The organism is Pseudomonas sp. 008, assembly GCF_016861935.1.
In the GTDB taxonomy this organism is placed as follows: Bacteria; Pseudomonadota; Gammaproteobacteria; order Pseudomonadales; family Pseudomonadaceae; genus Aquipseudomonas.
The window spans coordinates 16,247-40,151 of record NZ_BOMA01000005.1 but is presented as its reverse complement, the minus strand read 5'-3'; the positions used below and the strand labels follow the sequence as shown (position 1 = coordinate 40,151).

Sequence of the window (23,905 nt, the reverse complement as noted above, 5' to 3'; positions counted from 1 at the left end):
ATTAAGTAGGGGTTGCGTCGCATGTGTGGCATCGTCGGTATCGTCGGTAAGTCGAACGTCAATCAGGCGCTGTATGACGCGCTAACCGTCCTCCAGCACCGCGGCCAGGACGCTGCCGGTATCGTGACCAGCCACGATGGCCGGTTATTCCTGCGCAAGGACAATGGCCTGGTGCGTGACGTGTTCCATCAGCGTCACATGCAGCGCCTGGTCGGCCACATGGGCATTGGCCATGTGCGTTATCCGACCGCGGGCAGCTCGACCTCGGCCGAAGCTCAACCGTTTTACGTCAACTCGCCGTACGGCATCACCCTGGCGCACAACGGTAACCTGACCAACGTTGAACAATTGGCCAAGGAGATTTACGAATCTGACCTGCGCCACGTCAACACCAACTCCGATTCGGAAGTGCTGCTCAACGTGTTCGCACACGAGCTGGCCCAGCGTGGCAAGTTGCAGCCGACTGAAGAAGACGTGTTCGCGGCCGTCACCGACGTGCACAACCGTTGCGTCGGTGGTTACGCGGTCGTGGCGATGGTGACCGGTTACGGCATCGTCGGTTTCCGCGATCCGCACGGCATCCGCCCAATCGTTTTCGGTCAGCGTCACACCGATGAAGGCGTCGAGTACATGATCGCCTCCGAAAGCGTTTCGCTGGACGTGCTCGGTTTCACCCTGATTCGCGACCTGGCGCCCGGCGAAGCGGTCTACATTACTGAAGACGGCAAGCTGCACACCCGTCAGTGCGCGACCAACCCGTCGCTGACCCCGTGCATCTTCGAACACGTCTACCTGGCACGTCCGGACTCGATCATCGACGGCGTTTCGGTTTACAAGGCCCGTCTGCGCATGGGCGAGAAGCTCGCCGAGAAGATCCTGCGCGAGCGTCCGGACCACGACATCGACGTGGTCATCCCGATTCCGGACACCAGCCGCACCGCGGCCCTGGAGCTGGCGAACCACTTGGGCGTCAAGTTCCGCGAAGGCTTCGTGAAAAACCGCTACATCGGTCGGACCTTCATCATGCCGGGTCAGGCTGCGCGGAAAAAATCCGTACGCCAGAAGCTCAACGCCATCGAACTGGAGTTCCGCGGCAAGAACGTGATGCTGGTGGACGACTCCATCGTTCGCGGCACCACCTGCAAGCAGATCATCCAGATGGCTCGCGAAGCCGGCGCCAAAAACGTCTATTTCTGCTCGGCGGCCCCGGCCGTGCGTTACCCGAACGTCTACGGCATCGACATGCCGAGCGCTCACGAGCTGATCGCCCACAACCGTTCGACTCAGGACGTGGCCGACCTGATCGGTGCTGACTGGTTGATCTATCAAGACCTGCCTGACTTGATCGAAGCGGTCGGTGGCGGCAAGATCAAGATCGACAAGTTCGATTGCGCGGTGTTCGACGGCCATTACGTCACCGGCGACGTCGACGAGGCTTACCTGAACAAGATCGAGCAGGCACGTAACGATGCCTCCAAGGTCAAGACCCAGGCAGTCAGTGCGATCATTGATCTGTACAACAACTGAGTAACTACCGGCCCTGAGGGGCCGGTTTTGTATCTACTAAATAAAGAGCAAGGCAAGGAGTGACAGCATGAGTCAGGATTGGGATGCCGGTCGGCTGGACAGCGACCTCGAAGGCGTAGCGTTCGATACCCTGGCCGTACGCGCCGGTCAGCACCGCACGCCGGAAGGCGAACACGGTGATCCGATGTTCTTCACTTCCAGCTACGTATTCCGTACCGCCGCCGACGCGGCTGCACGCTTTGCCGGTGAAGTGCCGGGTAACGTTTACTCGCGCTACACCAACCCGACCGTGCGCGCGTTCGAAGAGCGCATTGCCGCGCTGGAAAGCGCCGAGCAAGCCGTGGCTACGGCGACTGGCATGGCCGCGATCATGGCGGTGGTAATGAGCCTGTGCAGTGCCGGCGATCACGTGCTGGTGTCGCGAAGCGTGTTCGGCTCGACCATCAGTCTGTTCGAGAAATACTTCAAGCGCTTTGGCATCGAAGTCGATTACGTAGCGCTGGCGGACTTGTCCGGCTGGGATGCGGCGATCAAGGCCAACACCAAACTGCTCTTTGTAGAATCGCCGTCCAACCCGCTGGCCGAGCTGGTGGATATCACCGCGCTGTCGGAAATCGCTCACGCCAAGGGCGCGATGCTGGTGGTCGACAACTGCTTCTGCACGCCTGCACTGCAGCAGCCACTGAAGCTGGGCGCGGACATTGTCGTGCACTCGGCGACCAAGTTCATCGACGGCCAGGGTCGTTGCATGGGCGGTGTCGTGGCGGGTCGCAGCGAGCAGATGAAAGAAGTCGTCGGTTTCCTGCGCACTGCCGGGCCGACCCTGAGTCCGTTCAATGCCTGGATTTTCCTCAAGGGCCTGGAAACGCTGAGCCTGCGCATGAAGGCGCATTGCGCTAATGCCCAGCAACTGGCTGAGTGGCTGGAGCAGCAGGACGGCATCGAGAAAGTCCATTACGCCGGCCTCAAGAGCCATCCGCAGCACGAACTGGCCCAGCGTCAGCAGAAGGGTTTCGGTGCGGTCGTGAGTTTCGAGGTCAAAGGCGGCAAAGAGGGCGCCTGGCGCTTTATCGATGCGACTCGCCTGATCTCCATCACCGCCAACCTGGGCGACAGCAAAACCACCATCACGCACCCGAGCACCACCTCTCATGGCCGTCTGGCGCCGCAAGAGCGTGAAGCTGCGGGGATCCGTGACAGCCTGATCCGCATCGCGGTCGGTCTGGAAGACGTGGCCGACCTGCAAGCCGATCTGGCGCGCGGGTTGGCTGCCTTGTGATCGAGTTGTCGACGCCGACCACGGGTACCCATGGCCGCGTCGCGCTGGTCACCGGTGCCGCGCGCGGCATTGGCCTGGGCATTGCGGCCTGGCTGATCAGCGAAGGCTGGCAGGTGGTGCTGACCGATCTGGATCGCGAGCGTGGTTCGAAAGTGGCGAAGGTGCTCGGCGAAAACGCCTGGTTCATCGCCATGGACGTCGCGAATGAAGCGCAGGTGGCGCTGGGTGTGGCCGAGGTGCTGGGGCAGTTCGGGCGTCTGGATGCGCTGGTGTGCAATGCGGCGGTGGCCGATCCGCACAACATCACCCTGGAAAGCCTCGACCTGGCCTACTGGAATCGGGTGCTGGCGGTGAACCTCAGTGGGCCAATGCTGTTGGCCAAGCACTGTGCGCCGTACCTGCGCGCTCACAGCGGCGCCATCGTCAACCTGGCCTCGACCCGCGCCGCGCAGTCGGAACCCGACACAGAGGCTTATGCGGCGAGCAAGGGCGGCCTGTTGGCCCTGACTCACGCCTTGGCCATCAGTTTGGGGCCAGAGATTCGTGTCAATGCGGTCAGTCCCGGCTGGATCGATGCGCGGGATCCAGCGGCACGGCGCGCCGAACCGCTGACTGACGCTGATCATGCGCAGCATCCGGCGGGCAGGGTAGGGACCGTCGAAGACGTGGCGGCAATGGTGGCCTGGTTGCTGTCGAAGAACGCTGGTTTCGTCACGGGCCAGGAGTTTGTGGTCGATGGTGGCATGACCAAGAAGATGATTTACAGCGAGTAACAGGGCAGGGGCGCTGCCCCCGGCATTGATGTTGAATGTGTCGCCATCATCGTCGGCTCGCCGCCTAGAGTCGGGTCGCTCCCACATTAGAAAACCTGTTGTCTGAAGAAGCGCGGTCCACTGTGGGGGCGAACCTGCTCGCGAAAGCGGTCTGACGGTTGTCGACCTCGTCCGGAATGACACGATTTTGTCTTTTTTAGAAAAACTTCAAGCGGGGTATTGACTTAGCTTCGGCACCTGCGTAAATTTCGCGGCCTCAGAGATGCAAAGGGTGATTAGCTCAGCTGGGAGAGCGTCTGCCTTACAAGCAGAATGTCGGCGGTTCGATCCCGTCATCACCCACCAACTCTTGAGACTCTTGTGTAAGCAAGAGGGAAGCTGAAAAGCCTCCACCGACGCGCAGCGGTAGTTCAGTCGGTTAGAATACCGGCCTGTCACGCCGGGGGTCGCGGGTTCGAGTCCCGTCCGCTGCGCCATATTTTCCGAATCAGGTTTGCCCTGGTTCGAGATTGAAAAGCGAGATCGAAAAGTCTCGAAGTTTCAATCAGACGAGTTACTTGAGCGTCAGCTCAAAGCGATACGCAGCGGTAGTTCAGTCGGTTAGAATACCGGCCTGTCACGCCGGGGGTCGCGGGTTCGAGTCCCGTCCGCTGCGCCATATCTGCCTCAAGGCCCACTGAACGCCTTGGAGCTACGAAGAAGGCCGTTGGCAATCTTCGAGTCGATAGCAAAGACCCTGGTCGAAAGACCGGGGTTTTTTGTGTCTGCGATTTGGCTTTTTCTTCTTTCGCGCCTTTGCGCTCTGATCCTTCTGCATCCAGCCTCGGCGCTACAACGGCCGAGTCACTTTGCGCGCCACTGACATCTGTTGGGCTTCGACGGCGACTTCGCTACAAGAAGTCGCCGCTCCTGAGTCGGTCGATCAGACCCCGAGCTTGTCCCGCAATCCGTAATACCAGGCGCCCAACGCTGCGAACGGTGTGCGCAGCAATTGCCCGCCGGGGAACGGGTAGTGGGGGAGGTCGGCGAAGGCGTCGAAGCGTTCAGCCTGACCACGCAATGCTTCGGCCAATACCTTGCCCGCCAGGTGCGTATACGTCACGCCGTGGCCACTGCAACCCTGGGAGTAGTAGATGTTGTCGCCCAGTCGCCCGACCTGAGGAAGACGCGACAGGGTCAGCAGGAAATTGCCGGTCCAGGCGTAATCGATCTTCACGTCCTTGAGTTGCGGGAAGGCCTTGAGCATCTTCGGTCGAATGATCGCCTCGATGTTCGCCGGATCCCGCGCGCCATACACCACGCCGCCACCAAATATCAGGCGTTTGTCGGCGCTCAGGCGGTAGTAGTCGAGCAGGTAGTTACAGTCTTCGACGCAGTAGTCCTGAGGCAGCAGGCGCTTGGCCAATTCATCGCCCAAGGGTTCGGTGGTGATCACTTGAGTCCCGCAGGGCATCGACTTGGCCGCCAGCTCCGGCACCAGATTGCCGATGTACGCGTTGCCGGCGACTATGATGAATTTGGCCCTGACCTTGCCCTGAGGCGTATGCACCACCGGGTTGGCACTGCGCTCGATGCGCACTGCCGGCGATTGCTCGTAAATAGTGCCGCCCAACGACTCCACGGCTGCTGCTTCGCCCAAGGCAAGATTGAGTGGATGAATATGCCCGCCGCTCATGTCGAGCATGCCGCCGACATATTGATCGCAAGCCACTACCTCGCGGATGCGACGCTGATCCAACAGCTCAAGCTGCGTGTGACCGAAACGATCCCACAGGCGCTTCTGAGACTCCAGATGGCCCATTTGCTTGTCGGTAATGGCGGCGAACACACCGCCATCCTTCAAGTCGCACTGGATATTATATTTGGCCACTCGCTCACGAATGATCCGCCCTCCTTCGAACGCCATCTGCCCCAGCAACTGAGCTTGCTTGGGGCCGACGCTGCGCTCGATCACATCGATATCACGGCTGTAGCTGTTAACGATCTGGCCACCGTTGCGTCCCGACGCACCGAAACCGACCTTGGCGGCTTCCAGCACCGTTACCTTGAAACCGTTTTCCAGCAGAAACAGGGCAGAGGACAGGCCGGTGTAACCGGCGCCGATTACACAGACATCAGTCTCTGCATCATCCTGCAAGGCCGGGCGCGCTGGTGCCGCATTGGCCGACGCAGCGTAATAGGACTCTGGGTAGGGAGTGTTCGCCATCCTGCAGCCTCTGTTTAATATATTTTACGAGTGCATTGATCCTACCCGAGTTAAAAATCGACCGCTAGCCACCGGAAAATCTTCTTTGCCACAGCGAAATTAAATATTTTGCATATTCATAGGGTTAGGTGAAAAAAAGGTGTTGACACCCCTCCGGAATTCCGTAGAATGCCGCCTCACAGCAGGCACGTAGCTCAGTTGGTTAGAGCACCACCTTGACATGGTGGGGGTCGTTGGTTCGAGTCCAATCGCGCCTACCAAACAAAATCCGCTCTGCTGGGCGGTCTAGAAGGGCTCACCGAAAGGTGGGCCCTTTTTTGTTGTCTGCGATTTACCTGGCTTTTGCAAAATCCTCAAAAACGCCAACTCGGCGCCTTACTTCCAGTAAACACTGTTGCTGAACTAATACCGCCATAGCCGTCTACATTCTTCAGGGGACATCCCCTTTCGGAGAGAACGGATATGTTTAGATCTCGCTCGTTGATCGCTGCTATGACGTGTCTTGCCTTGGTGTCTGGTTCAGTGACTGCATTGGCCGACCCGGGAAACGGGAAAGGCCAGGGAGGAGGCAAGGGAAATCCACAATACAACCAGGACCATGGCAACTCCGGCCATGGAAACAAAGGGAAAGGTTCAGGGGGGGACGATTGGAGTCACGGCCCGAGCATCAACCACGGTAGCGTCCTTGGCATCGTGGGTGGTTATCGCGACTACTGGAGCCCCGGTCCCGCCTTGCCACCCGGTATTCAGAAAAACCTTGCGCGCGGTAAACCTCTGCCGCCGGGGATCGCCAAAAAACTCGATGGCCGTCTGCTCGGCCAGCTTCCCCACTACGATGGCTATGAGTGGCAGCAGGCTGGCACTGACTTGATTTTGGTGGCTATCGCTACCGGGATCATCTACGAGGTGCTCAATGGTGCGTTCGATTGATGTGAGGGCGATAAATTTCAATTGCGCCCTTGCAGCATAACGACCAGCAACATCACGGGAAGCAGTGTGCCGGTTCGATCGCTGCACATTGCCTGCCCGCTGGTCGCCGGCCTTTGAACTGTATGGGGGGGAGACGGTCAATTATTCCGTGCAATATCAACCTCCACGGAACCTCACCATGCTATTAAAAAACAAGAGTTTTGTTGCCGTCATGTCCTGCGTGATGATGCTTGCAGCCGCCCCGTTATTGCCCGCTGAACTGTCCATCATGAGCTCCGCCTACGCGAAGGATGGTGGCAATGGCGGTGGTGGCGGCGGTGGTAACGGTGGTGGCAATGGCGGCGGTAACGGCGGTGGTCATGGTGGTATCGGCGGTTCTGGCCATTCCGGCGGCGACAGCAGCAATGGCCGTGGTGCCGGCTTGAGTAGCGACCATATCGGCCGTGGCGCAGGTCTGAGTAGCGACCACGTCGGCCGCGGCGCAGGCTTGAGCAGCGACCATGTCGGCCGTGGTGCAGGCTTGAGTAGCGCCCATGTCGGCCGTGGTGCCGGCTTGAGCAGTGATCACGCTGGCAAAGCCGTCCGGGACCATGGCCTCAAAGGCAACCACTATGGTAGCGAACGTAACAGTGATCGCGGCCATGGCGCAGTCACTTCGGGCATTGCGCATTCCAGGGACACACGAGGAGTTGCCAAGGCCTCTGCCATTTCGGCAACTACTCCTGGCGATCACAACACCAAAGGGTTGAGCAGCGCTCGCACTTCGATCTCGAAACGACTGGATTAAGTCCAAGACTCTCAAAAACCGGGTATCCATCAGGAACCCGGTTTTTTTTCGCCTGCAATTTGCCCGGTGGCGAGGTGCGGGAGATCAGCCCAGCTACATGCGTGAGCAAATCCCACACGATGGACTACTACTGTAAGGCTGATTCAACTTTGTCCTGATGGGAGTATGTCGATGCTGGCTCACTGGTTTCTGGCGGCGGTTCACCTCTTGGCCTTTGGTCTGGGTTTTTGGGCTGTACTGACCCGCGGTACGGCGTTGCGTCGTCTGAGTGCCGGGGCAGGGGACGCTCGCCGTGTTTTGATTGCAGATAATCTGTGGGGGATCTCTGCAGTCACTCTGCTGATCACGGGTGGGCTGCGAGCCTTTGGCGGGTATGAAAAAGGCACTGATTACTATCTTCACCAACCCCTGTTTCATCTCAAGATGACGCTCTTCGTGTTCATCCTGTTGCTTGAGATTGCACCGATGGTGACGCTGATCAAATGGCGGATTGCGCTGGGGCGCGGCGCGGCAATCGATACCGGGCGCGCAACGCTGTTTGCCCGTATCAGCCATATCGAGGCGCTGTTGCTGGTGCTGATGGTCGTGGCGGCTACGGGCATGGCGCGTGGTGTGACGTTTGGCTAACCGGGCAGGAGAGCGCTCTTTCTCGCGGCAAATGCGAAACGTCTGACAGTCATGGCAGGAGCCAGGGCAGTAGTATCGGCTCCGTGTTGCGATAGCATCGCAAAGAGAGACGGAGCGCAGAACGATGCGGCACTTGAATCTTAGCCAGCCGTTACTCGAGGCAGAATGGGCTGGCTACTGACTGCAGCAGGATTCAGGGCGTTTGCGGCTTGTCCGGGGCGGTCAGGCCAGCCTGGATGCGTTGATAAATTTCTTCGCGATGCACCGCAACGTCTTTCGGGGCGTTGATGCCAATCCTGACTTGCTGGCCGCTAACGCCCAGAATGGTGATCGTAATGTCATCACCGATGTTTATGCTTTCACCGACTTTGCGGGTGAGTATCAGCATGGTTTTCTCCTTGATTGCTTTGTAGGGCACCTGATTCGGACAGTGCAGAGGTCGGTATTAGATATAGATTAGTGCGAAGTTTCACGGTTTGGGTGCCTCTTTCTGACGCGCAGATGCTGCATTAATTCCCAAGGTGTAACTATACAGAGGCCGCCACCATCATTCTCGTTGTTTTGAGCCCATTTTGCGGCACTCCGGATGGATCCATGGATGTTAAAATCGCCGCTTTAAGCATTCGGAGGAAAGCGTTGTGCGCAAAATGGTCTTGGTAATCGCGGTACTGACGCTGGCCGGATGCGGTGAGGATAAAGGGGTTGACGCTCAAAAGCCGCAACCGGCAGTCGCCTCCGTCCCCGCTGCGGTAACGGGCCCGCAGTGGGACGTCGAAGTGCGTGGCGAGACACCCCAGGCGGTCAGTGACCTGAGCGGTTGGTTGATTGAGCACAGCTTCGTTCCCAACGTCGTGAAGGAAAATGGAAAGGTTCGTATTCTGGTCGGGCCGTTCGGTTCGCAAGCCGAGGCGCAGGCCAGGCAAGCTGAAATAACGGCGGCGCTGACCCGGGCGAAAAAGATGAACATCGAATCGCTGATCGTCGAACACCCGACGGCTCAGTAACCGTCCTTTTCGCAACGCGCAGACCCGCATGCCGGGTGATGTGTCGGGGGAAGCGATCTGCGAGGTCGCTTCCCTGGTGATGCGTCGGCATAAACGTTACATCAAGTTATTTTGCGGCAATCCCAGCAGGCCGGTCAGAGTGTTGATGATCGCTTGTTGCCGGGCACGGTCTGTCTGGTGCACGGCTTCCGCGGCGGCGACATCAGCGTCGCAGTGGGGGCACGTCACTTCGTGTGCATGGATGTACTGCAAGCAGCCACGACACAGCGCCAGTTGCGGTGGAATACGTCCTTCGTCAGGCGATTTCTGGCCCTGGTTCGCCCAGGCCAGTTTGATCACCTGGCCGCTGTCGCTGACGCTGTTGACCTTCTCGCCGGTATCGATGCGTTCGGTAATCAGATCAAAACGTCCGACGGCGAAGGAGGTTTTTGCCGCGTCCTCGAGTTTGACGATGCGCTCGCGTAGCCCGCGTTTTTGCAGGTCCAGCGCGCGGTAATGGCAGTAGGGATTATTGCCGGGTTTGCCGAGCAGGGAGTGCGAGGTCCAGGTGCAGCCGCCACGGCAGACGTCGTTGTAGTAACAGCCTCGGCAGTAGCCCCACAGGTCGTCGACCCCCCGCAGGCGACCAAAGTGCATGCCTTCGCTGTAGTGCCAGATATCGTGCAGGCTCATGTTGCGTACGTTGCCGCCCGAAAACCCCACCGTGGCCAATGACGGGCAACCCTTTACCGTGCCGTCGGCTTCCAGCGCCAGCACGGTCTGGCCGGCGGCGCAGCCACTCCAGTGCACGCGTTCGTCGCCGAAGCCACGCCACATGTGCTCGTAAGGGCCGTAGTAACCGATATTGTTGCCCACGTTCATCAGCAGGCCGCGATCAACCCCTTCACGGTAGAGGCGCGCCAGCAGCGGCATCACTTCCAGCAGTTGGTAGGGTTGCAACAGCAGCTCCGGGTGGTCGACGGCATTGCCCATGGCGACCGTCAGCTGGATCTGCCAGTGAGTGGCGCCGAGGTCGATGATCAGGTCCATCAGCTCGGGCAGGTCGGGCAACGTGGCCGCGCCGATTTGTGTGTTGACGCTCACCGCAAGCCCGGACTGTTTGGCGCGTCGCAGGGTGTCCACCGCCTTGTCGAACGAGCCCGGAACATTGCGCACTGCGTCATGCAGTGGGGCCAGTCCATCCAGTGACACACCGACGCCATTGAGTCCGGCGTCCACCGCTGCCTGCATTTTCGCGGGCGTCAGGTTGCGCCCACCGGTTTGTATCGCGCAATACATGCCGTGATCGTGGATAGCCTGGATCAGTTGGGTCCAGTCCTTGCGCAAATAGGCTTCACCGCCGATCAGGGTGATTTCGCGGGTGCCGAGTGCCGCCAGGGAATCGATGACATCGAGGCACTCCCGGGTGTTCAGTTCATCGGGGCGTCGATGGCCGGCGCGTGAGCCGCAATGCAGGCATTTGAGATCGCAGGCCAGAGTGATTTCCCAGACCACATGCACCGGCACGTAGCGTTTGAGGTCGGTTTCACTGAGGTAGCGGGCAGGGCGACTGTCTGACATGGGAAATCCTTGCGCACCAACGCGTGCGCGGCACGAATCCATCGAAGTGTTCGCGCCTTCCTTGAGTCAATGGCGCGACCGGATTTACCTTTTGTTGTTGGTCAATAGCGCGGACCATGTGGGAGCGAGCCAGCCCGCTCCTACATGGGTTTGCGCTTAACTGCCTGGGGTTATCGGGCCTCCAGGCGGGCGATTTCAGCGTTCAGCTGCTCCAGAGCGCTGCGCAGGGCACCGCTGTTGGCCAATTGCTGTTCACCCTGGCTCACCACGGACTTCAGTTGCGCCAGGTCACCGCTGGTTTGCGCTTGCTGTACCGCGACGGCATAGAGCGGCACCGCATGGTGCGGATGCTCTGGGCGCTCAATCACTGGGGCCTGGCTGACAGCTGCGTGTTTCACGTAATGCCAGATACCCTGGTCCTGGTACTTGTAGTCGACATAACCGCTCGCCCAATCGGCGCCTAAAATGCCTTTCAAGCCGAAAGTCTGGGCGATCTGGCTGAGAGGGCCGCTGGGGCTGCCCGCCAAGGTGAGGATGATGTGGTTTTCGGCTGTCGGCACCAGTTTGGCCTCGGAGTACTCACCCCATACACGGGCACGGAAGTTGAGAGGCGGATAGGTGCTTTGGAAAATGCTGGCAACCCCGCTGACTTTTTTCTTTACGGTATCTACCAGCAGGTCCAGGGTTAAAACCGGTGCGCCCAATAGGTGACTACTGACATTCAGGCGGGTATGAAATAGTCCGATTGACATTGTGCTACTCCCTTATTTGTATTCAGGACAACTCGGGCATGTTTCGTGAGCGGGTCAGCGGCGTTCCTGCCGGCTGATTTCGCCCTTGGCCGTTTCAAGCGCGCTCTGCAGTTGGGGTTGCTGATCCAGTTGTTGTTGGGCCAGGCGGGCCAGGTTTTTCATCTGGGCCAGGTCACCGCTGGCAATGGCACTTTGAATCGGTGCGGCGTACAGCGGCATGATCGGTGGATAGGCTGGAATGACCGGGCCGGGCTCCAAAGGCACTGATTTATAAGCGTTGGAGGGTACCGCCTCGACAAGATGAGCGGGGGCAGTGACCTGGACCCACCGTTCACCATTGAAGTACTCGTAATTGGCGACACCTTCTCTCCAGTCGCTACCGACCACCAGATGCAACTTGAAATTCACGATTGAGTTCGAGCCTGGGCCGCCGTTATTGCCTTGAGCGGTGATCAGGATCTTGCTGACGCCAGGGCTCATGACCGTCAGGTAGGTGTATTCGCCCCAGACATCGGAGTGCACATCCAGTGGAGGGTTAGTGGCTTGAGTAATTTCGGCAGTGCCGCTTACCGTTTGATCTGGGGTAAAAACCAGAAGATTGAGTGCCAGGTTTTGTGCGCCCGCGGCCGAAGTACCAATTCGGTAGCAGAGTGGGAACAAGCCGACAGGTTGTTGATTGGAACCAGACATAATTATTGCCTCCATTGCAATAAGGGGCGCGGAAATAGCTATTAGTGCTTTTCCAGGCGTGCGATTTCCTTAACCAACTGCTCGTAAGCAGTTTTTAGCTCTTTATTTTCTGGTGTGGATGCATCGCGTTGTTTCAACAGCGTCTTCATTTGCGGCAGGTCGCCTGCCTTGATCGCGCCTTGGATGGCCACCCCATAGGGGGGCATGCTATGGCGAGTTGAAGTGCTCATAACGATTCCTTCCGTGGTGTTTGCGGGCACTGCTGTCATCAGCAGTTTTTGCAGTTAAGCAGGCGCCGATAAATATGCAATGGACTGCACCGGAGTAATGTTTAATATTATTTTATTAATAGCGACGCGTTTGGGTATGAAGTGTTTGATATTAAGAATGGCGATAGATTAACGCGCTTTCTCATCATTCATTATTGTTGTTATCGCCATTGATAATGAGTGATGGATTCAAACAGCACTGACCTTGCGCCCGAACCGTTCCCGATACACCGAAGGCGGCACGCCGACCACGCTACGAAATGCCACCCGGAAACTCTCCACCGAGCGATAACCGCAGTGCTGGGCAATCTGGTCGGTGTTTTGATTCGTACTCTCCAGCAGCTCGCGGGCCCGGGCCAGGCGTTCATGCTGCAGCCACGCTTTGGGCGGCATACCGCTGGCTTCGGTGAACCGCCGCAGGAACGTGCGCTCACTCATGGCCGCCTCGCTGGCGAGGTCGCGGACCTCCAGCGGTTCATGCAGACGTTCCCGCGCCCACTGCATGACCCGCGACAGATCGCTGCGCGGCGTCGGGCTGACCGGTGACGGAATGAACTGCGCCTGGCCGCCGGTGCGTTGCGGCGACATCACCAACCGCCGGGCCACCGAGTTGGCCACCTGCGTGCCGAAATCCCGCGCGACCAGATGCAGGCAGGCATCGATGCCGGCGGCGCTGCCGGCCGAAGTGATCAACTGACCCGAATCGACATACAGCACGTCCGGATCCACCAGAATGTTCGGGAAGCGCTCGGCCAGTTCAGCGGTGTAGCGCCAATGGGTGGTGGCGCCGTGACCGTCCAGCAAACCGGTGGCCGCCAGTACGAATACCCCGGAACAGATCGACAGCAACCGCGCGCCCCGGGCATGGGCCTGGCGCAGGGCGGCGAGCAAGGGTTCGGGCACCGGCGCGTTACGGTCGCGCCAGCCGGGGATGATGATGGTTCGGGCGCGCTCAAGCAGTTCCATCCCGCCGTCGGCCAGCACCTGAATGCCGCCCATGGCGCGCATCGGCCCTTGATCGACGGCGACGATGCGATGCTCGTACCAAGGGAAATCGAACTCTGGCCGCGCCAGGCCGAAGATCTCCACGGCAATGCCGAATTCGAAGGTACAGAGGCCGTCGTAGGCCAGAATCGCGACTAAACCTGGGGTGGGCTGCATTTGGCGGAAAATTCCCGGTGAGTGTCTTGTGCGCCACTGTAGCGGCAAGGCCGGAGCAGATAAAGTTTTCTCACACCCACTGAGACTTTGGAGTACAGCTCATGCCTAGCCTGGTTCGCGAGATTCCCGCAGCCCCGTCCGCCATCGCCCTGATGCACTTCAGCAATCGTCTGACCTTCGAAACCGATTGTTCCGACGTCTACAGCAGCCAAGAGGCCGGCGAGGTGGATTTTGTTCTGGTGGACGTGCGCGGACCGTTGGCGTTCGAACGCGGACATGTGCCAGGCGCGATCAACATCCCGGGTCGGTTGATCACAGCTGATAGCCTGGTGGCCTATCCGAAGTCCACGCTGTTTGTGGTCTATTGCGCCGGCCCTCACTGCAACGGCGCCAACAAGGCTGCGGTGAAATTGGCGGCACTGGGTTACCCGGTCAAGGAGATGATCGGCGGGGTGACCGGGTGGCTGGATGAAGGGTTTCAGTTAAGTGTCGTGGTTGCTCGCACCGCCAAGACAGTCATTGGTTGTGAATGCTGACGTTCAGATACAGGTGATCAAATGTGGCTAGGGGGCTTGCCCCCGTTCGGCTGCGAAGCAGTCGTAAATCCTTGGGGATCGCGGTGACTGGTTTGGGGCCGCTTCGCGACCCAACGGGGCGGTGCGGCGTTCCGACAAGCCCCCTCGCCACAGGATACTGTCCACCATCCATCCAGCGTCACCCGCAACCAGTCAAACACCGCTGCATAAGCGACGCTGCCTTGCGGCTCCCGGGGCAGCGGTGATTCCTCGCCAAAGTGCTCATTGAGGATCGCCACCGATTCAGCATTCCATTCCGGGTGGAACTGCAGCCCCACCCGCGTCGGGCCAACGTGATACATCTGCTGCTCACAAACCTCGCTGCTGGCCAGCAACTGCGCAGCGGGGGGCAGATCGATCGCGTCTTCATGCCACTCCAGCACCTTCAGCGTCTGGCCATCGGTAAAGGTCACGGTAGTCCAGCCGGTTTCGGTGTGAGCCATCCGCCGCACATTGCCGCCCAGGCTCAGCGCCAGCAACTGCGCCCCCAGGCAAATCGCGAACACCGCCGCGCCCTGATCCAGGCTGCCCGCCAACCACTGACGCTCTGTTTTCAGCCATGCCGGCCCGGCACCTGATTCATAAGGCCCACCCAATAGAATCAGCGGTGCCGCGCTCACCGGCGGCAACTGACCGAGGTCGGCGCGAAACACGTTCAGGGTAATGCCTCGGGACCGGGCCCATTCGGCAATGGCGCCGGGGCCTTCGGCAGGATGGTGCTGGATCAGATTCAGCGCGGGCATCACGTTTCTCTTGTGGGGGCGGTTGGTGGGTCAATGTGAGGCAAAAAATGGTTCATCGCCAGTGCGACGCTTCGATCGGATCAGTACCCGAAAACGTGTAGGTTTTGTCTGAAGCAAAGGATTGTCCTACAGTCCTTGCACCACCTCGGAGCACACTTCAAGTGCCTCGAATCCCTCGGCTTCTTTTTTATAAGTATTTGTCGCCTAAACACAATTTGCCCTCCTGTAGCCGCTCTAGACTGCCGGCCACTTCGGTCTTCACTGGCCGAAAGTTGCCAATCGAAAGCTGCCAATAAAAGCCTCCGCACACAGGAGTTATAAATGAAGAAGCGAGTGATGTTCGGTGCCCTGGCACTGTCGATGTTGTCCCTGACCGCCGTGGCCGAAGACGCCAAACCGATTCGCCTCGGGATCGAAGCCGGTTACCCGCCATTCTCGATGAAAACCCCCGACGGCAAACTCACCGGTTTCGACGTGGACATCGGTGACGCGCTGTGTGAACAGATGAAAGTGAAGTGCACTTGGGTCGAGCAAGAGTTCGATGGCCTGATCCCGGCCCTGAAGGTCAAGAAAATCGACGCGATCCTGTCGTCCATGACCATCACCGACGACCGCAAGAAGAACGTCGATTTCACCATCAAGTACTACCACACCCCGGCGCGCTTCGTGATGAAGGAAGGCACCAACGTCAAGGATCCACTGACCGAGCTCAAGGGCAAGAAAGTGGGTGTACTGCGCGCCAGTACCCACGACCGCTTCGCCACCGAAGTGCTGGTGCCGGCCGGCATCGACCTGGTGCGTTATGGTTCCCAACAGGAAGCCAACCTGGACATGGTTGCCGGTCGCCTTGACGCGATGCTGGCCGACTCGGTCAACCTGGACGACGGTTTCCTGAAAACCGATGCCGGTAAAGGCTTCGCGTTTGTCGGCCCGACCTACGAAGACGCCAAGTACTTCGGCGGTGGTGCCGGTATCGCCGTGCGCAAGGGCGATAAAGAGCTGGCAGACAAATTCAACACTGCCATCACTGAAATTCGCGCCAACGGCAAGTACAAGCAAGTGCAGGACAAGTACTTCAACTTCGATGTTTACGGCCATTAATACGCCGTAGAGAAGTGGCCACCGTGGATGCGGTGGCCATTTTTTCACGCTGGACTTTGTGGGTGCGAGCAGGCTCGCTCCCACAAGAATGGCCTCATCGCACAGATATTCAGGAGTCCCCATGCAACGCATCGATCATTCACTGCCCTGGAGCCATCTGGGGACTGAACGCACGCTCAGCGTGTTTCGTTATGGCGCGGGTACTCGCAAGGTTTACATCCAGGCCAGCCTGCACGCGGACGAACTGCCGGGCATGCGCACCGCCTGGGAACTGAAGAAGCGTCTGGCCGAGCTCGAAGCCCAGGGGCAACTTCAGGGCATCATCGAACTGGTGCCGGTGGCCAATCCCATCGGCCTCGATCAGCACCTGCAAGGCAGCCATTTGGGCCGCTTCGAATTGGGCAGCGGCAAGAACTTCAACCGCTCGTTCGTTGAACTCAGCGCACCGGTGGCTGAGTTGATCGGCGATCAATTGGGGGGTGACGCCCAGGCCAACATCGTACTGATTCGCCAGACCATGGGGCAGGTGCTCGATGGATTGCCGGCACCGCTTTCGCAATTGGAAGCCATGCACCGCTTGCTGCTGCGCCACGCCTGCGAGGCCGACATCACCCTCGACTTGCATTGCGATTTCGACGCGGCGATTCACCTGTATGCCTTGCCGCAGCATTGGCCGCAATGGCGCTCCCTGGCGGCTCGCCTGAAGGCCGGGGTGGCGTTGTTGTGTGAGGATTCCGGCGGCAGCTCTTTCGATGAGTCGTGCTCTACGCCGTGGTTGCGCCTGGCGCGGGCCTTTCCTGAGGCTGCGATCCCGCCGGCCAACCTGGCGACCACGCTGGAGCTGGGCAGCATGGGCGATACCCGGGTCGATCAGGCCCAGGCCAATTGCGAGGCGATCCTGGGGTTCCTCGCCGAACAGGGTTTCATCACCGGCACCTGGCCGGCAGCGCCAAGCGAATGCTGTGAGGGCCTGCCGTTCGAAGGCACCGAGTACCTGTTTGCACCGCATCACGGGGTGGTCAGTTTCCTGCGCAATTCAGGTGAATGGGTGGAGCGGGGCGATGCGTTGTTTGAAGTAGTCGATCCGTTGAGCGACCGGGCCACCACCGTTTGCGCCGGAACCAGCGGCGTGCTGTTTGCCATCGATCGCGGGCGCTACACACAGCCTGGCACCTGGCAGGCGAAAGTCGCCGGACGTGAGCCGATCCGGGTCGGGAAACTGGTCAACGACTGACGTCCCGACGCGATTCAATATGTAGGCGCTGCCTTCTGCGGGGGCGCGGTGCATCAGAGGGAAACGGTGCATCGGCGGGAAGAGATGTTAGGCTCTGTCCCGAATCCTGCGCGCTGTGAAGGAAGGTTTATGTTGAAGTTTCTCGCTCTGCTCACGCTCCTGGCGTCCACCGCCGTCCACGCTGAAATCCCGCTACGCACCGATCTGCCGCTCAAGTACCTGGAGCAGGCCAACGTTGAATCCCGTAACCAGCCCTTGGTGATTTTCCTGCACGGTTATGGCAGCAACGAGCAGGACCTGTTCGGCATCAAGGATGAATTGCCGCCGCAGTACACCTACCTGTCGGTGCGGGCGCCGATGACGTTGGAAGAGGGCAGTTACCAGTGGTTTCGCAAAAAGGGCGAGGGTGCCTATAACGGCGAGACGGACGACCTGAAGACCAGCAGCCAGGTGCTGCTGGATTTCGTCGCACAAGCGGCAAAGAAATATCACACTGAAACGGACAAGGTTTTCCTGGTGGGTTTCAGCCAGGGCGCGATCATGTCCTATGAAGTCGCGTTGCGTCATCCCGAGGCGGTGGGCGGCATTGCGGCGTTGAGCGGGCGCATCCTGCCGGTGCTCAAGTCCGAACTCAAACCGGATGAAAAACGCCAGTCGCTGGCGATTTTCATCGGTCATGGCACCGCCGACAAACGCCTGCCCTACACCGACGGCACCGAGGCCGACAGCCTGTTGCAACGCCTGTCACTCAAGCCCGAGTTTCATGCCTACGAAGGTGTCGGCCACAGCATCAGCGCCACCGAGATGCAGGATTTGAGCGCCTGGTTGCAGCGCCTCAATCCCTGAGCCGGTCGGGTTTATTTGCCGGTGATGATCTGGTTCACCAGCGTTTCGTGGCCGGTTTTGTCGTTGGGGCGGGAGATGACCTGAATGATGGCCATGCGAGTGCCAGAAGCGGCCATCAGCGAGGTGTCGAGGGTCATGCCGCCGCCCTGGGTGGCGGTGCTGTCGATCTGTCGCAGGCCCAGCCCCGTGCCTTTTTGGGTCAGGCTTTTTTCGCTCAGCTTGTTGAAGTCCGGCAAGGCATTGCGTTGCTCGGTGGCGAAGGCGGACACGGTGGAATCGAGGAATTCACCGTCGTTGTCCTTGACGTTGACGCCGCCGGGAATGGTGTTTTCGGCGGCGATCACTACGGTTTTGGTCGTCTGGTTGGTGTACATCGTGCCCGTCGCCCCAGCGGTGCCGGTGGCCGCGTCGCCGGCCGGCAGCGGATTGGCGATGAAGCCCTTGGGCAGGGTGAAGGTGAACTTGCCGCCGAGCATCGAGACCTTCTGGGTCGGCGCTTTGTCGCTGGAAGTGGCCTTGGCCGCCTGCGCATTCAAGGCCCCCAGGCTGGCAGCCGCTGTCAGCAGCAGAACAATGGCTTTTTTACTCAACAATGACATTCAAACTCTCCGTGGGATGGTCGCGCTATGACGGCGATCATCCCATGGATCGCGATTTGTAGCAGCAGCCTCGCAAGCTCGACAGCTGCTACACAAGGCGTGTGGTGATCATCGTTGCCGTTCGTTGAAACGATAGGGCGCTGGGCGCAATGCCCGTTGTTTAGTCACCAACAGCATCCCGAACGAGGCGCCTATCCCCAATGCGAATCCCATCCAGCCGAACCTCGGCAACGCCAATGCCAGCACCAGGCAAAACGCCGCGAACGAATACATCCCGGTTGCCGTAGCCCTGAGCAACGCCGCCGTAAACGCCGGACCGCGAGTCTGCTGGGAAAATACCGCCATCACACTGCCCAGCACCGGGAACACTGCAAGCAACCCGCTCCAGCGCTCGCCGACGGTGCTGGCCAGCAGCGTCACGGCCAACGTGAGCAGGGCGCCAGCCATCATGCGCAGGAGCAGTTTGTCGGATTTGGGCGCCGGGCCTGAAACGACGGGTCGCACCAAGGGAAACAGGTACGGCGCGGCCAGCAATGCGGTGGCGGCGGCGATTATTGAGAGCGCTAGCGATGGCGGGATCAGCGACAGCACAACAGCCACCGACGCCCAGACCAGCAGTGCCATCGTTAGCGCCCACGGCCAGCTCAAGCGTTGTGCGACCTGGGCATACGTCACGCAGAAGGCAATCATCGCGAACATGGCTGACAGCGCCGCCGTTGCCGCTTGAGCGGCGAACACATGGCCTTGCTCGATGGCGAGGAACAACAGAATCGGCCCGACCACCACCGGCAACCCCGACAGCCAACCGGCCACGCTTGGTCCCCAGCGTTTACCGGCCAGGGAAATCAGCAACAGAAACCCCGGAATCACCAGCAGCTTGAGCATCAGCACGCACGCATCTCCATTTGTGTGTCGGTCACGTTAGCATTGCGAGCGATGGATTGCTTAAGGCGGTCTCTGCGCTAGCGTTGAGCGCCTACACCCAGGTGCGCGAAACGTCTAAGCTGCGCGCTCCCACCTGTTGACGGATGCTTGCGTGAAATTCAGTTTGCCCAAAGTCGGCACCGCGCCGTTTTGCCCACCGGAAGTGGCCGGCACGGTTGCCGTTGACCCTGGTGCTTCGTTCTTCAAGCGCGTTCTGCGTTTTGCCGGCCCCGGTTTGCTGGTGTCCATCGGCTACATGGACCCGGGCAACTGGGCCACGGCCATCGAGGCCGGTTCGCGGTTTGGCTACAGCCTGTTGTTCGTGGTGTTGCTGGCGAGCCTGGCGGGGATGGTGGTGCAGTGTTTGTGCTCGCGTCTGGGCATCGCCACCGGGCGCGACCTGGCGCAGTTGTGCCGGGAGCGCTACAGCACGCGGACCGCACGGACCCAGTGGCTGCTGGCGGAAATTTCGATCATCGCCACCGACCTCGCCGAAGTGCTCGGCTGCGCCTTGGCGTTCCACTTGCTGCTGGGTTGTTCGCTGACGTTTGGCATCGCGCTCACCGCGTTCGATACGTTGCTGGTATTGGCCCTGCAAAACCGCGGTTTTCGTCGGCTGGAGGCGATCATGCTGGTGCTGGTGGGCACTATTGGCGCGTGTTTCTTCGTCGAACTGCTGCTGATCAAACCCTATTGGCCGGACGTCGCTCGCGGTTTCACACCGTCACTTTCGGTGATCGGCGATGCGGCGCCGTTGTACCTGGCCATCGGCATTCTCGGGGCCACGGTGATGCCGCATAACTTGTTCCTGCATACCTCGATCGTACAGACGCGGATGATCGGCAAAGACCTGGCCAGCAAGCAGGACGCGGTCAAACTGGCGCGCATCGACACCATCGGCTCCCTGGCGCTGGCACTGCTGGTCAACGCGGCGATCCTGATTCTTGCTTCGGCGGCCTTCCACAAGACCGGGCACACTGACGTGGTGGACATCCAGGACGCCTATCACTTGCTCGATCCATTGGTGGGCGGGGCGTTGGCCAGCGTGTTGTTTGGTGTGGCGTTGCTGGCGTCGGGGCAGAGCTCGACCTTCACCGGCACCATCGCGGGCCAGGTAATCATGGAGGGCTACCTGAACCTGCGCTTGCCCTGCTGGCAACGGCGCTTGATCACTCGCGGGCTGGCGCTGATCCCGGCGTTTATCGGCGTGTGGCTGATGGGCGACGGGGCAATCGGCAAACTGCTGGTGTTGAGTCAGGTGGTACTCAGCCTGCAACTGCCGTTCGCGTTGTACCCGTTGATTCGCATGACCAACGATCAGACGCTCATGGGGCCGTTTGTGAATCGGCTGCCAACGCGGGTGTTGGCGTGGGGATTGTTTACGGTAATCAGTGCGGCCAACAGCTGGTTGATTTTGCAGTTTGTGGGCTGATCCCGGAGGGTGAACCTGGTGAAATTTGCCTGAGGGCCAGACATAAAGGAACCCGGTTTGTGGCGAGGGAGCTTGCTCCCGCTTGAGTGCGTAGCACTCACAAAATCTTTGGTACATCAGAGATTTTGGGGCCGCTGCGCAGCCCAACGGGACGGTGCGGCGGTCCGACAAGCTCCCTCGCCACAGAGTATCGGGTGTAGCCAGAGAGGCTTACGCCCGTTCTATGGCCAATGCCACGCCCTGACCGCCTCCAATGCACAGGGTGGCCAGGCCTTTTTTGGCGTCACGCTTGATCATCTCGTGCAACAAGGTCACCAGCACCCGGCAACCCGAGGCTCCAATCGGATGACCCAGGGCAATCGCGCCACCGTTGACGTTGACCTTGCTCAGGTCCCATTCCAGGTCCTTGGCCACCGCCAGGGATTGCGCGGCGAAGGCTTCGTTGGCCTCGATCAGCTCCAGTTGATCGATGGACCAGCCGGCCTTGTCCAGGCAACGACGGGTGGCGCTGACCGGGCCGATGCCCATGATCGCCGGGTCGACGCCCGCGTTGGCGTAGGCGGCGATTTTCGCCAGCACCGGCAGGCCGAGGGCCTTGGCTTTTGCGGCGCTCATCAGGATCACCGCGGCGGCGCCGTCGTTCAGCGACGAGGCGTTGCCGGCGGTCACCGAGCCGTCCTTCTTGAAGGCCGGTTTCAGCTTGCCCAGGGACTCGGCGGTGGTGCCGTCACGCGGCTGTTCATCGGTGGCGAAGGCCAGTGGATCGCCCTTGCGCTGGGGGATCAGGATCGGGGTGATTTCATCGACGAAACGCCCGGCTTCGATGGCGGCCACGGCTTTCTGCTGTGAGGCGGCAGCGAACGCGTCCTGGGCTTCACGGCTGATGCCGTACTTATCCACCAGGTTCTCGGCGGTGATGCCCATGTGGTAATCGTTGAACGCATCCCACAAACCGTCGCTGATCATCGTGTCGACGATCTGGCTGTGGCCCATGCGCAGACCGGTTCGGGCACCGGGCAGCACGTAATTGGCCAAGCTCATGTTTTCCTGGCCGCCAGCGATGATCACCTCGGCATCGCCGCAGCGAATCGCCTGCGCCGCCAGGTGCAGCGCTTTGAGGCCCGAGCCGCAGACCTTGTTCAGGGTCATGGCCGGTACGGCGTGAGGCAGGCCGGCCTTGATCGCAGCCTGGCGCGCAGGGTTTTGCCCGGCGCCGGCGGTCAATACCTGGCCCATGATCACTTCATCGACCTGTGCCGGGTCCAGATCGGTTTGCGCCAGCAATTGGCGGATCACCGCAGCACCGAGATCAACCGCGGACACATTGGCCAACGCGCCCTGGAAACTGCCGATGGCAGTGCGAGTGGCAGCAACAATCACAACGTCTTGCATGGACGGATTCCTCACTGGGCAGCGAACTGCATTTCCGGGACGTGGTCAGGCACGATCAGTTTACCGGCGGTCTTGGCGACGATTTCCTCAACGCTCACGCCTGGTGCGCGTTCCTTGAGAATGAACGCGCCGTTGTGGATTTCCAAGTAGGCCAGGTCAGTCAGTACGCGTTTGATGCAACCGGCGCCGGTCAGCGGCAGGCTGCAGCGGGGCAGCAGTTTCGACTCACCGTCCTTGGAGGCGTGGGTCATGGTGACGATGATGTTGTCCGCACCGGCCACCAGGTCCATCGCGCCGCCCATGCCCTTGACCAGTTTGCCGGGGATCATCCAGGAGGCGATGTTGCCTTCGACGTCCACTTCGAACGCACCGAGCACGGTCAGGTCGATGTGGCCGCCGCGGATCATCGCGAACGATTCGGCGGAGGAGAAAATCGACGCGCCGATACGCGCGGTCACGGTTTGCTTGCCGGCGTTGATCATGTCGGCGTCGACTTCGGCGTCGGTCGGAAAGGCGCCCATGCCGAGCAGGCCGTTTTCCGATTGCAGCATGACTTCCATGCCTTCGGGGATGTAGTTGGCGACCAGGGTCGGAATGCCGATGCCGAGGTTCACGTAGTAGCCGTCCTGCATTTCGCGGGCGACGCGCTGAGCCATTTGTTCGCGGGAAAGTGCCATTGTTGTTATTCCTTCATTCGGTCCGGGGGCAGGGGATCACTTACGCACGGTGCGCTGTTCGATGCGCTTCTCGAACGTGCCGCAAATGACCCGGTCGACATAGATGCCAGGGGTGTGGATCTGCGACGGGTCCAGCTCGCCGGGTTCGACGATTTCTTCGACTTCGACCACGGTGATCTTGCCGGCGGTGGCGGCCAGCGGGTTGAAGTTCTGGGCGGTGTGGCGATAGACCACGTTACCGAAATGGTCAGCTTTCCAGCCTTTGACGATGGCGAAGTCACCGGTGATGGATTCTTCCATCAGGTACTGGCGGCCCTTGAATTCGCGCACTTCCTTGCCTTCAGCGACTGGAGTGCCGACGCCGGTGGCGGTGAAGAACGCCGGGATGCCGGCGCCGCCTGCGCGCATCTTCTCGGCGAGGGTGCCTTGGGGGGTCAGGACGACTTCGATTTCGCCTTTAAGCAGTTGGTCTTCGAACAGTTTGTTCTCGCCGACGTAGGAGGCCACCACTTTGCGGATCTGCCGGTCCACCAGCAGCACGCCGAGACCGAACCCATCGACGCCGCAGTTGTTGGAGACCACGGTGAGATCACGGGTGCCCCGGTGCTGGATCTCGGCGATGAGGTTTTCCGGAATCCCGCACAGGCCGAAGCCGCCGGAGATCACGGTCATGCCGTCTTCAAGACCGGCCATCGCTTCCTCATAGGAATACACGCGCTTGTCGAACCCTGCCATATGCACCTCTTTTATTCTTTGTGGGCGGCTGGCTAGCCGGATGGGGAGGGAGTGTCTCGCCGCAGGATTTATTTGTTAAGTT

24 protein-coding genes, 4 tRNA genes and 1 pseudogene are annotated in these 23,905 nt (G+C 60.0%); 16 read left to right on the top strand and 13 right to left on the bottom strand.

Annotated elements, in window-relative coordinates:
• Nucleotides 1-21 precede the first annotated feature (21 nt).
• From purF to JUI81_RS11635, 6 genes are all read left to right on the top strand, one after another.
• Nucleotides 22-1,527, top strand: coding sequence for an amidophosphoribosyltransferase (gene purF / locus JUI81_RS11660; protein WP_018928088.1), 1,506 nt, complete (start codon nucleotides 22-24; stop codon nucleotides 1,525-1,527).
• A gap of 67 nt (nucleotides 1,528-1,594) precedes the next feature.
• Entirely contained in the window at nucleotides 1,595-2,806 is a 1,212-nt protein-coding gene (locus JUI81_RS11655; RefSeq protein ID WP_018928087.1) for an O-succinylhomoserine sulfhydrylase, read from the top strand.
• Nucleotides 2,803-3,579, top strand: a complete 777-nt coding sequence (locus JUI81_RS11650) for an SDR family oxidoreductase (protein WP_008007225.1) — start codon at nucleotides 2,803-2,805, stop codon at nucleotides 3,577-3,579. The genes JUI81_RS11655 and JUI81_RS11650 overlap by 4 nt, the downstream gene beginning before the upstream one ends.
• A 269-nt stretch (nucleotides 3,580-3,848) precedes the next feature.
• Nucleotides 3,849-3,924 (top strand) — tRNA-Val (locus JUI81_RS11645).
• A gap of 54 nt (nucleotides 3,925-3,978) precedes the next feature.
• Nucleotides 3,979-4,055 (top strand) — tRNA-Asp (locus tag JUI81_RS11640).
• A gap of 105 nt (nucleotides 4,056-4,160) precedes the next feature.
• Nucleotides 4,161-4,237, top strand: a tRNA-Asp gene (locus tag JUI81_RS11635).
• 264 nt (nucleotides 4,238-4,501) lie between these two features.
• Here the strand turns inward: JUI81_RS11635 and JUI81_RS11630 are convergent.
• Nucleotides 4,502-5,785: an FAD-binding oxidoreductase gene (locus JUI81_RS11630; protein WP_204124282.1), complete on the bottom strand. Its 1,284-nt coding sequence runs from the start codon at nucleotides 5,783-5,785 to the stop codon at nucleotides 4,502-4,504.
• Between the two features lie 183 nt (nucleotides 5,786-5,968).
• Between JUI81_RS11630 and JUI81_RS11625 the strand changes: the two genes are divergently transcribed.
• From JUI81_RS11625 to JUI81_RS11610, 4 genes are all read left to right on the top strand, one after another.
• Nucleotides 5,969-6,045 (top strand) — tRNA-Val (locus JUI81_RS11625).
• 202 nt (nucleotides 6,046-6,247) lie between these two features.
• On the top strand, nucleotides 6,248-6,715 hold the full coding sequence (locus JUI81_RS11620) for an anti-virulence regulator CigR family protein (protein WP_007935023.1): 468 nt from the start codon (nucleotides 6,248-6,250) through the stop codon (nucleotides 6,713-6,715).
• A gap of 178 nt (nucleotides 6,716-6,893) precedes the next feature.
• Nucleotides 6,894-7,502, top strand: a complete 609-nt coding sequence (locus JUI81_RS31795; RefSeq protein WP_230172722.1) for a hypothetical protein — start codon at nucleotides 6,894-6,896, stop codon at nucleotides 7,500-7,502.
• Nucleotides 7,503-7,673: 171 nt separating this feature from the next.
• Nucleotides 7,674-8,129 (top strand): DUF2214 family protein, encoded by a 456-nt coding sequence (locus tag JUI81_RS11610; RefSeq protein WP_019582132.1) that lies wholly within the window; start codon nucleotides 7,674-7,676, stop codon nucleotides 8,127-8,129.
• Between the two features lie 193 nt (nucleotides 8,130-8,322).
• Here JUI81_RS11610 and csrA read toward each other — a convergent pair whose 3' ends face one another.
• Nucleotides 8,323-8,517: a carbon storage regulator CsrA gene (gene csrA, locus JUI81_RS11605; protein WP_007938114.1), complete on the bottom strand. Its 195-nt coding sequence runs from the start codon at nucleotides 8,515-8,517 to the stop codon at nucleotides 8,323-8,325.
• A 250-nt stretch (nucleotides 8,518-8,767) separates the two neighbouring features.
• Between csrA and JUI81_RS11600 the strand changes: the two genes are divergently transcribed.
• Nucleotides 8,768-9,133 (top strand): SPOR domain-containing protein, encoded by a 366-nt coding sequence (locus JUI81_RS11600; RefSeq protein ID WP_007938113.1) that lies wholly within the window; start codon nucleotides 8,768-8,770, stop codon nucleotides 9,131-9,133.
• 96 nt (nucleotides 9,134-9,229) lie between these two features.
• Here the strand turns inward: JUI81_RS11600 and JUI81_RS11595 are convergent, their stop codons facing one another.
• From JUI81_RS11595 to ftrA, 5 genes are all read right to left on the bottom strand, one after another.
• Complete coding sequence (locus JUI81_RS11595; RefSeq protein WP_028940397.1) at nucleotides 9,230-10,693, bottom strand: GDL motif peptide-associated radical SAM/SPASM maturase; 1,464 nt, start codon at nucleotides 10,691-10,693, stop codon at nucleotides 9,230-9,232.
• A 170-nt stretch (nucleotides 10,694-10,863) separates the two neighbouring features.
• Nucleotides 10,864-11,445, bottom strand: coding sequence for a DUF1842 domain-containing protein (locus tag JUI81_RS11590; protein WP_018928079.1), 582 nt, complete (start codon nucleotides 11,443-11,445; stop codon nucleotides 10,864-10,866).
• Between the two features lie 54 nt (nucleotides 11,446-11,499).
• Nucleotides 11,500-12,135 carry a DUF1842 domain-containing protein gene (locus JUI81_RS11585; protein ID WP_018928078.1) on the bottom strand — a complete coding sequence of 212 codons (636 nt, stop codon included), beginning with the start codon at nucleotides 12,133-12,135 and terminating at the stop codon, nucleotides 11,500-11,502.
• 41 nt (nucleotides 12,136-12,176) lie between these two features.
• On the bottom strand, nucleotides 12,177-12,365 hold the full coding sequence (locus JUI81_RS11580; protein WP_018928077.1) for a DUF1843 domain-containing protein: 189 nt from the start codon (nucleotides 12,363-12,365) through the stop codon (nucleotides 12,177-12,179).
• A gap of 228 nt (nucleotides 12,366-12,593) precedes the next feature.
• Nucleotides 12,594-13,565, bottom strand: coding sequence for a transcriptional regulator FtrA (gene ftrA, locus JUI81_RS11575; RefSeq protein WP_096480680.1), 972 nt, complete (start codon nucleotides 13,563-13,565; stop codon nucleotides 12,594-12,596).
• A gap of 101 nt (nucleotides 13,566-13,666) precedes the next feature.
• Here ftrA and JUI81_RS11570 point away from each other — a divergent pair, with 101 nt between their 5' ends.
• Nucleotides 13,667-14,101 (top strand): rhodanese-like domain-containing protein, encoded by a 435-nt coding sequence (locus JUI81_RS11570; protein ID WP_019582137.1) that lies wholly within the window; start codon nucleotides 13,667-13,669, stop codon nucleotides 14,099-14,101.
• 152 nt (nucleotides 14,102-14,253) lie between these two features.
• On the opposite strand, the pseudogene JUI81_RS11565 reads toward JUI81_RS11570, so the two are convergent.
• Nucleotides 14,254-14,883 (bottom strand): annotated as a pseudogene (locus tag JUI81_RS11565) (type 1 glutamine amidotransferase); the annotation flags it as partial.
• Nucleotides 14,884-15,204: 321 nt separating this feature from the next.
• Between JUI81_RS11565 and JUI81_RS11560 the strand changes: the two are divergent.
• The 3 genes from JUI81_RS11560 (at nucleotide 15,205) to JUI81_RS11550 (ending at nucleotide 18,064) form a co-directional block, all read left to right on the top strand.
• Nucleotides 15,205-15,984, top strand: a complete 780-nt coding sequence (locus JUI81_RS11560; protein ID WP_018928073.1) for an ABC transporter substrate-binding protein — start codon at nucleotides 15,205-15,207, stop codon at nucleotides 15,982-15,984.
• 121 nt (nucleotides 15,985-16,105) lie between these two features.
• Nucleotides 16,106-17,218, top strand: coding sequence for a succinylglutamate desuccinylase/aspartoacylase family protein (locus JUI81_RS11555; RefSeq protein ID WP_019582139.1), 1,113 nt, complete (start codon nucleotides 16,106-16,108; stop codon nucleotides 17,216-17,218).
• A 129-nt stretch (nucleotides 17,219-17,347) separates the two neighbouring features.
• On the top strand, nucleotides 17,348-18,064 hold the full coding sequence (locus tag JUI81_RS11550; RefSeq protein ID WP_019582140.1) for an alpha/beta hydrolase: 717 nt from the start codon (nucleotides 17,348-17,350) through the stop codon (nucleotides 18,062-18,064).
• Between the two features lie 11 nt (nucleotides 18,065-18,075).
• Here JUI81_RS11550 and JUI81_RS11545 read toward each other — a convergent pair whose 3' ends face one another.
• Complete coding sequence (locus JUI81_RS11545; RefSeq protein ID WP_204124280.1) at nucleotides 18,076-18,663, bottom strand: hypothetical protein; 588 nt, start codon at nucleotides 18,661-18,663, stop codon at nucleotides 18,076-18,078.
• 108 nt (nucleotides 18,664-18,771) lie between these two features.
• The gene (locus JUI81_RS11540; RefSeq protein WP_096480678.1) at nucleotides 18,772-19,554 is read right to left on the bottom strand and encodes a hypothetical protein; all 783 of its coding nucleotides are present in this window, start codon (nucleotides 19,552-19,554) and stop codon (nucleotides 18,772-18,774) included.
• A 145-nt stretch (nucleotides 19,555-19,699) separates the two neighbouring features.
• Here JUI81_RS11540 and JUI81_RS11535 point away from each other — a divergent pair, with 145 nt between their 5' ends.
• Nucleotides 19,700-21,019 carry an Nramp family divalent metal transporter gene (locus JUI81_RS11535; RefSeq protein ID WP_028940393.1) on the top strand — a complete coding sequence of 440 codons (1,320 nt, stop codon included), beginning with the start codon at nucleotides 19,700-19,702 and terminating at the stop codon, nucleotides 21,017-21,019.
• A gap of 210 nt (nucleotides 21,020-21,229) precedes the next feature.
• Here JUI81_RS11535 and JUI81_RS11530 read toward each other — a convergent pair whose 3' ends face one another.
• From JUI81_RS11530 to JUI81_RS11520, 3 genes are read right to left on the bottom strand one after another with little or no spacing between them, the layout of a single operon-like run.
• Nucleotides 21,230-22,411 (bottom strand): acetyl-CoA C-acetyltransferase, encoded by a 1,182-nt coding sequence (locus JUI81_RS11530; protein WP_204124279.1) that lies wholly within the window; start codon nucleotides 22,409-22,411, stop codon nucleotides 21,230-21,232.
• 11 nt (nucleotides 22,412-22,422) lie between these two features.
• Nucleotides 22,423-23,088, bottom strand: a complete 666-nt coding sequence (locus JUI81_RS11525; protein ID WP_018928064.1) for a CoA transferase subunit B — start codon at nucleotides 23,086-23,088, stop codon at nucleotides 22,423-22,425.
• A 36-nt stretch (nucleotides 23,089-23,124) separates the two neighbouring features.
• Nucleotides 23,125-23,823, bottom strand: a complete 699-nt coding sequence (locus tag JUI81_RS11520) for a CoA transferase subunit A (RefSeq protein WP_018928063.1) — start codon at nucleotides 23,821-23,823, stop codon at nucleotides 23,125-23,127.
• Between the last annotated feature and the right edge of the window lie 82 nt (nucleotides 23,824-23,905).

Bases quoted from the DNA above. Each gene is read 5' to 3' on its own strand.
- purF (WP_018928088.1), top strand. From the start codon at position 22: ATGTGTGGCATCGTCGGTATCGTCGGTAAGTCGAACGTCAATCAGGCG.
- JUI81_RS11655 (WP_018928087.1), top strand. From the start codon at position 1,595: ATGAGTCAGGATTGGGATGCCGGTCGGCTGGACAGCGACCTCGAAGGC.
- JUI81_RS11630 (WP_204124282.1), bottom strand. From the start codon at position 5,785: ATGGCGAACACTCCCTACCCAGAGTCCTATTACGCTGCGTCGGCCAAT.
- JUI81_RS11620 (WP_007935023.1), top strand. From the start codon at position 6,248: ATGTTTAGATCTCGCTCGTTGATCGCTGCTATGACGTGTCTTGCCTTG.
- JUI81_RS31795 (WP_230172722.1), top strand. From the start codon at position 6,894: ATGCTATTAAAAAACAAGAGTTTTGTTGCCGTCATGTCCTGCGTGATG.
- JUI81_RS11610 (WP_019582132.1), top strand. From the start codon at position 7,674: ATGCTGGCTCACTGGTTTCTGGCGGCGGTTCACCTCTTGGCCTTTGGT.
- csrA (WP_007938114.1), bottom strand. From the start codon at position 8,517: ATGCTGATACTCACCCGCAAAGTCGGTGAAAGCATAAACATCGGTGAT.
- JUI81_RS11595 (WP_028940397.1), bottom strand. From the start codon at position 10,693: ATGTCAGACAGTCGCCCTGCCCGCTACCTCAGTGAAACCGACCTCAAA.
- JUI81_RS11590 (WP_018928079.1), bottom strand. From the start codon at position 11,445: ATGTCAATCGGACTATTTCATACCCGCCTGAATGTCAGTAGTCACCTA.
- JUI81_RS11585 (WP_018928078.1), bottom strand. From the start codon at position 12,135: ATGTCTGGTTCCAATCAACAACCTGTCGGCTTGTTCCCACTCTGCTAC.
- JUI81_RS11580 (WP_018928077.1), bottom strand. From the start codon at position 12,365: ATGAGCACTTCAACTCGCCATAGCATGCCCCCCTATGGGGTGGCCATC.
- ftrA (WP_096480680.1), bottom strand. From the start codon at position 13,565: ATGCAGCCCACCCCAGGTTTAGTCGCGATTCTGGCCTACGACGGCCTC.
- JUI81_RS11570 (WP_019582137.1), top strand. From the start codon at position 13,667: ATGCCTAGCCTGGTTCGCGAGATTCCCGCAGCCCCGTCCGCCATCGCC.
- JUI81_RS11560 (WP_018928073.1), top strand. From the start codon at position 15,205: ATGAAGAAGCGAGTGATGTTCGGTGCCCTGGCACTGTCGATGTTGTCC.
- JUI81_RS11555 (WP_019582139.1), top strand. From the start codon at position 16,106: ATGCAACGCATCGATCATTCACTGCCCTGGAGCCATCTGGGGACTGAA.
- JUI81_RS11550 (WP_019582140.1), top strand. From the start codon at position 17,348: ATGTTGAAGTTTCTCGCTCTGCTCACGCTCCTGGCGTCCACCGCCGTC.
- JUI81_RS11545 (WP_204124280.1), bottom strand. From the start codon at position 18,663: ATGTCATTGTTGAGTAAAAAAGCCATTGTTCTGCTGCTGACAGCGGCT.
- JUI81_RS11530 (WP_204124279.1), bottom strand. From the start codon at position 22,411: ATGCAAGACGTTGTGATTGTTGCTGCCACTCGCACTGCCATCGGCAGT.
- JUI81_RS11525 (WP_018928064.1), bottom strand. From the start codon at position 23,088: ATGGCACTTTCCCGCGAACAAATGGCTCAGCGCGTCGCCCGCGAAATG.
- JUI81_RS11520 (WP_018928063.1), bottom strand. From the start codon at position 23,823: ATGGCAGGGTTCGACAAGCGCGTGTATTCCTATGAGGAAGCGATGGCC.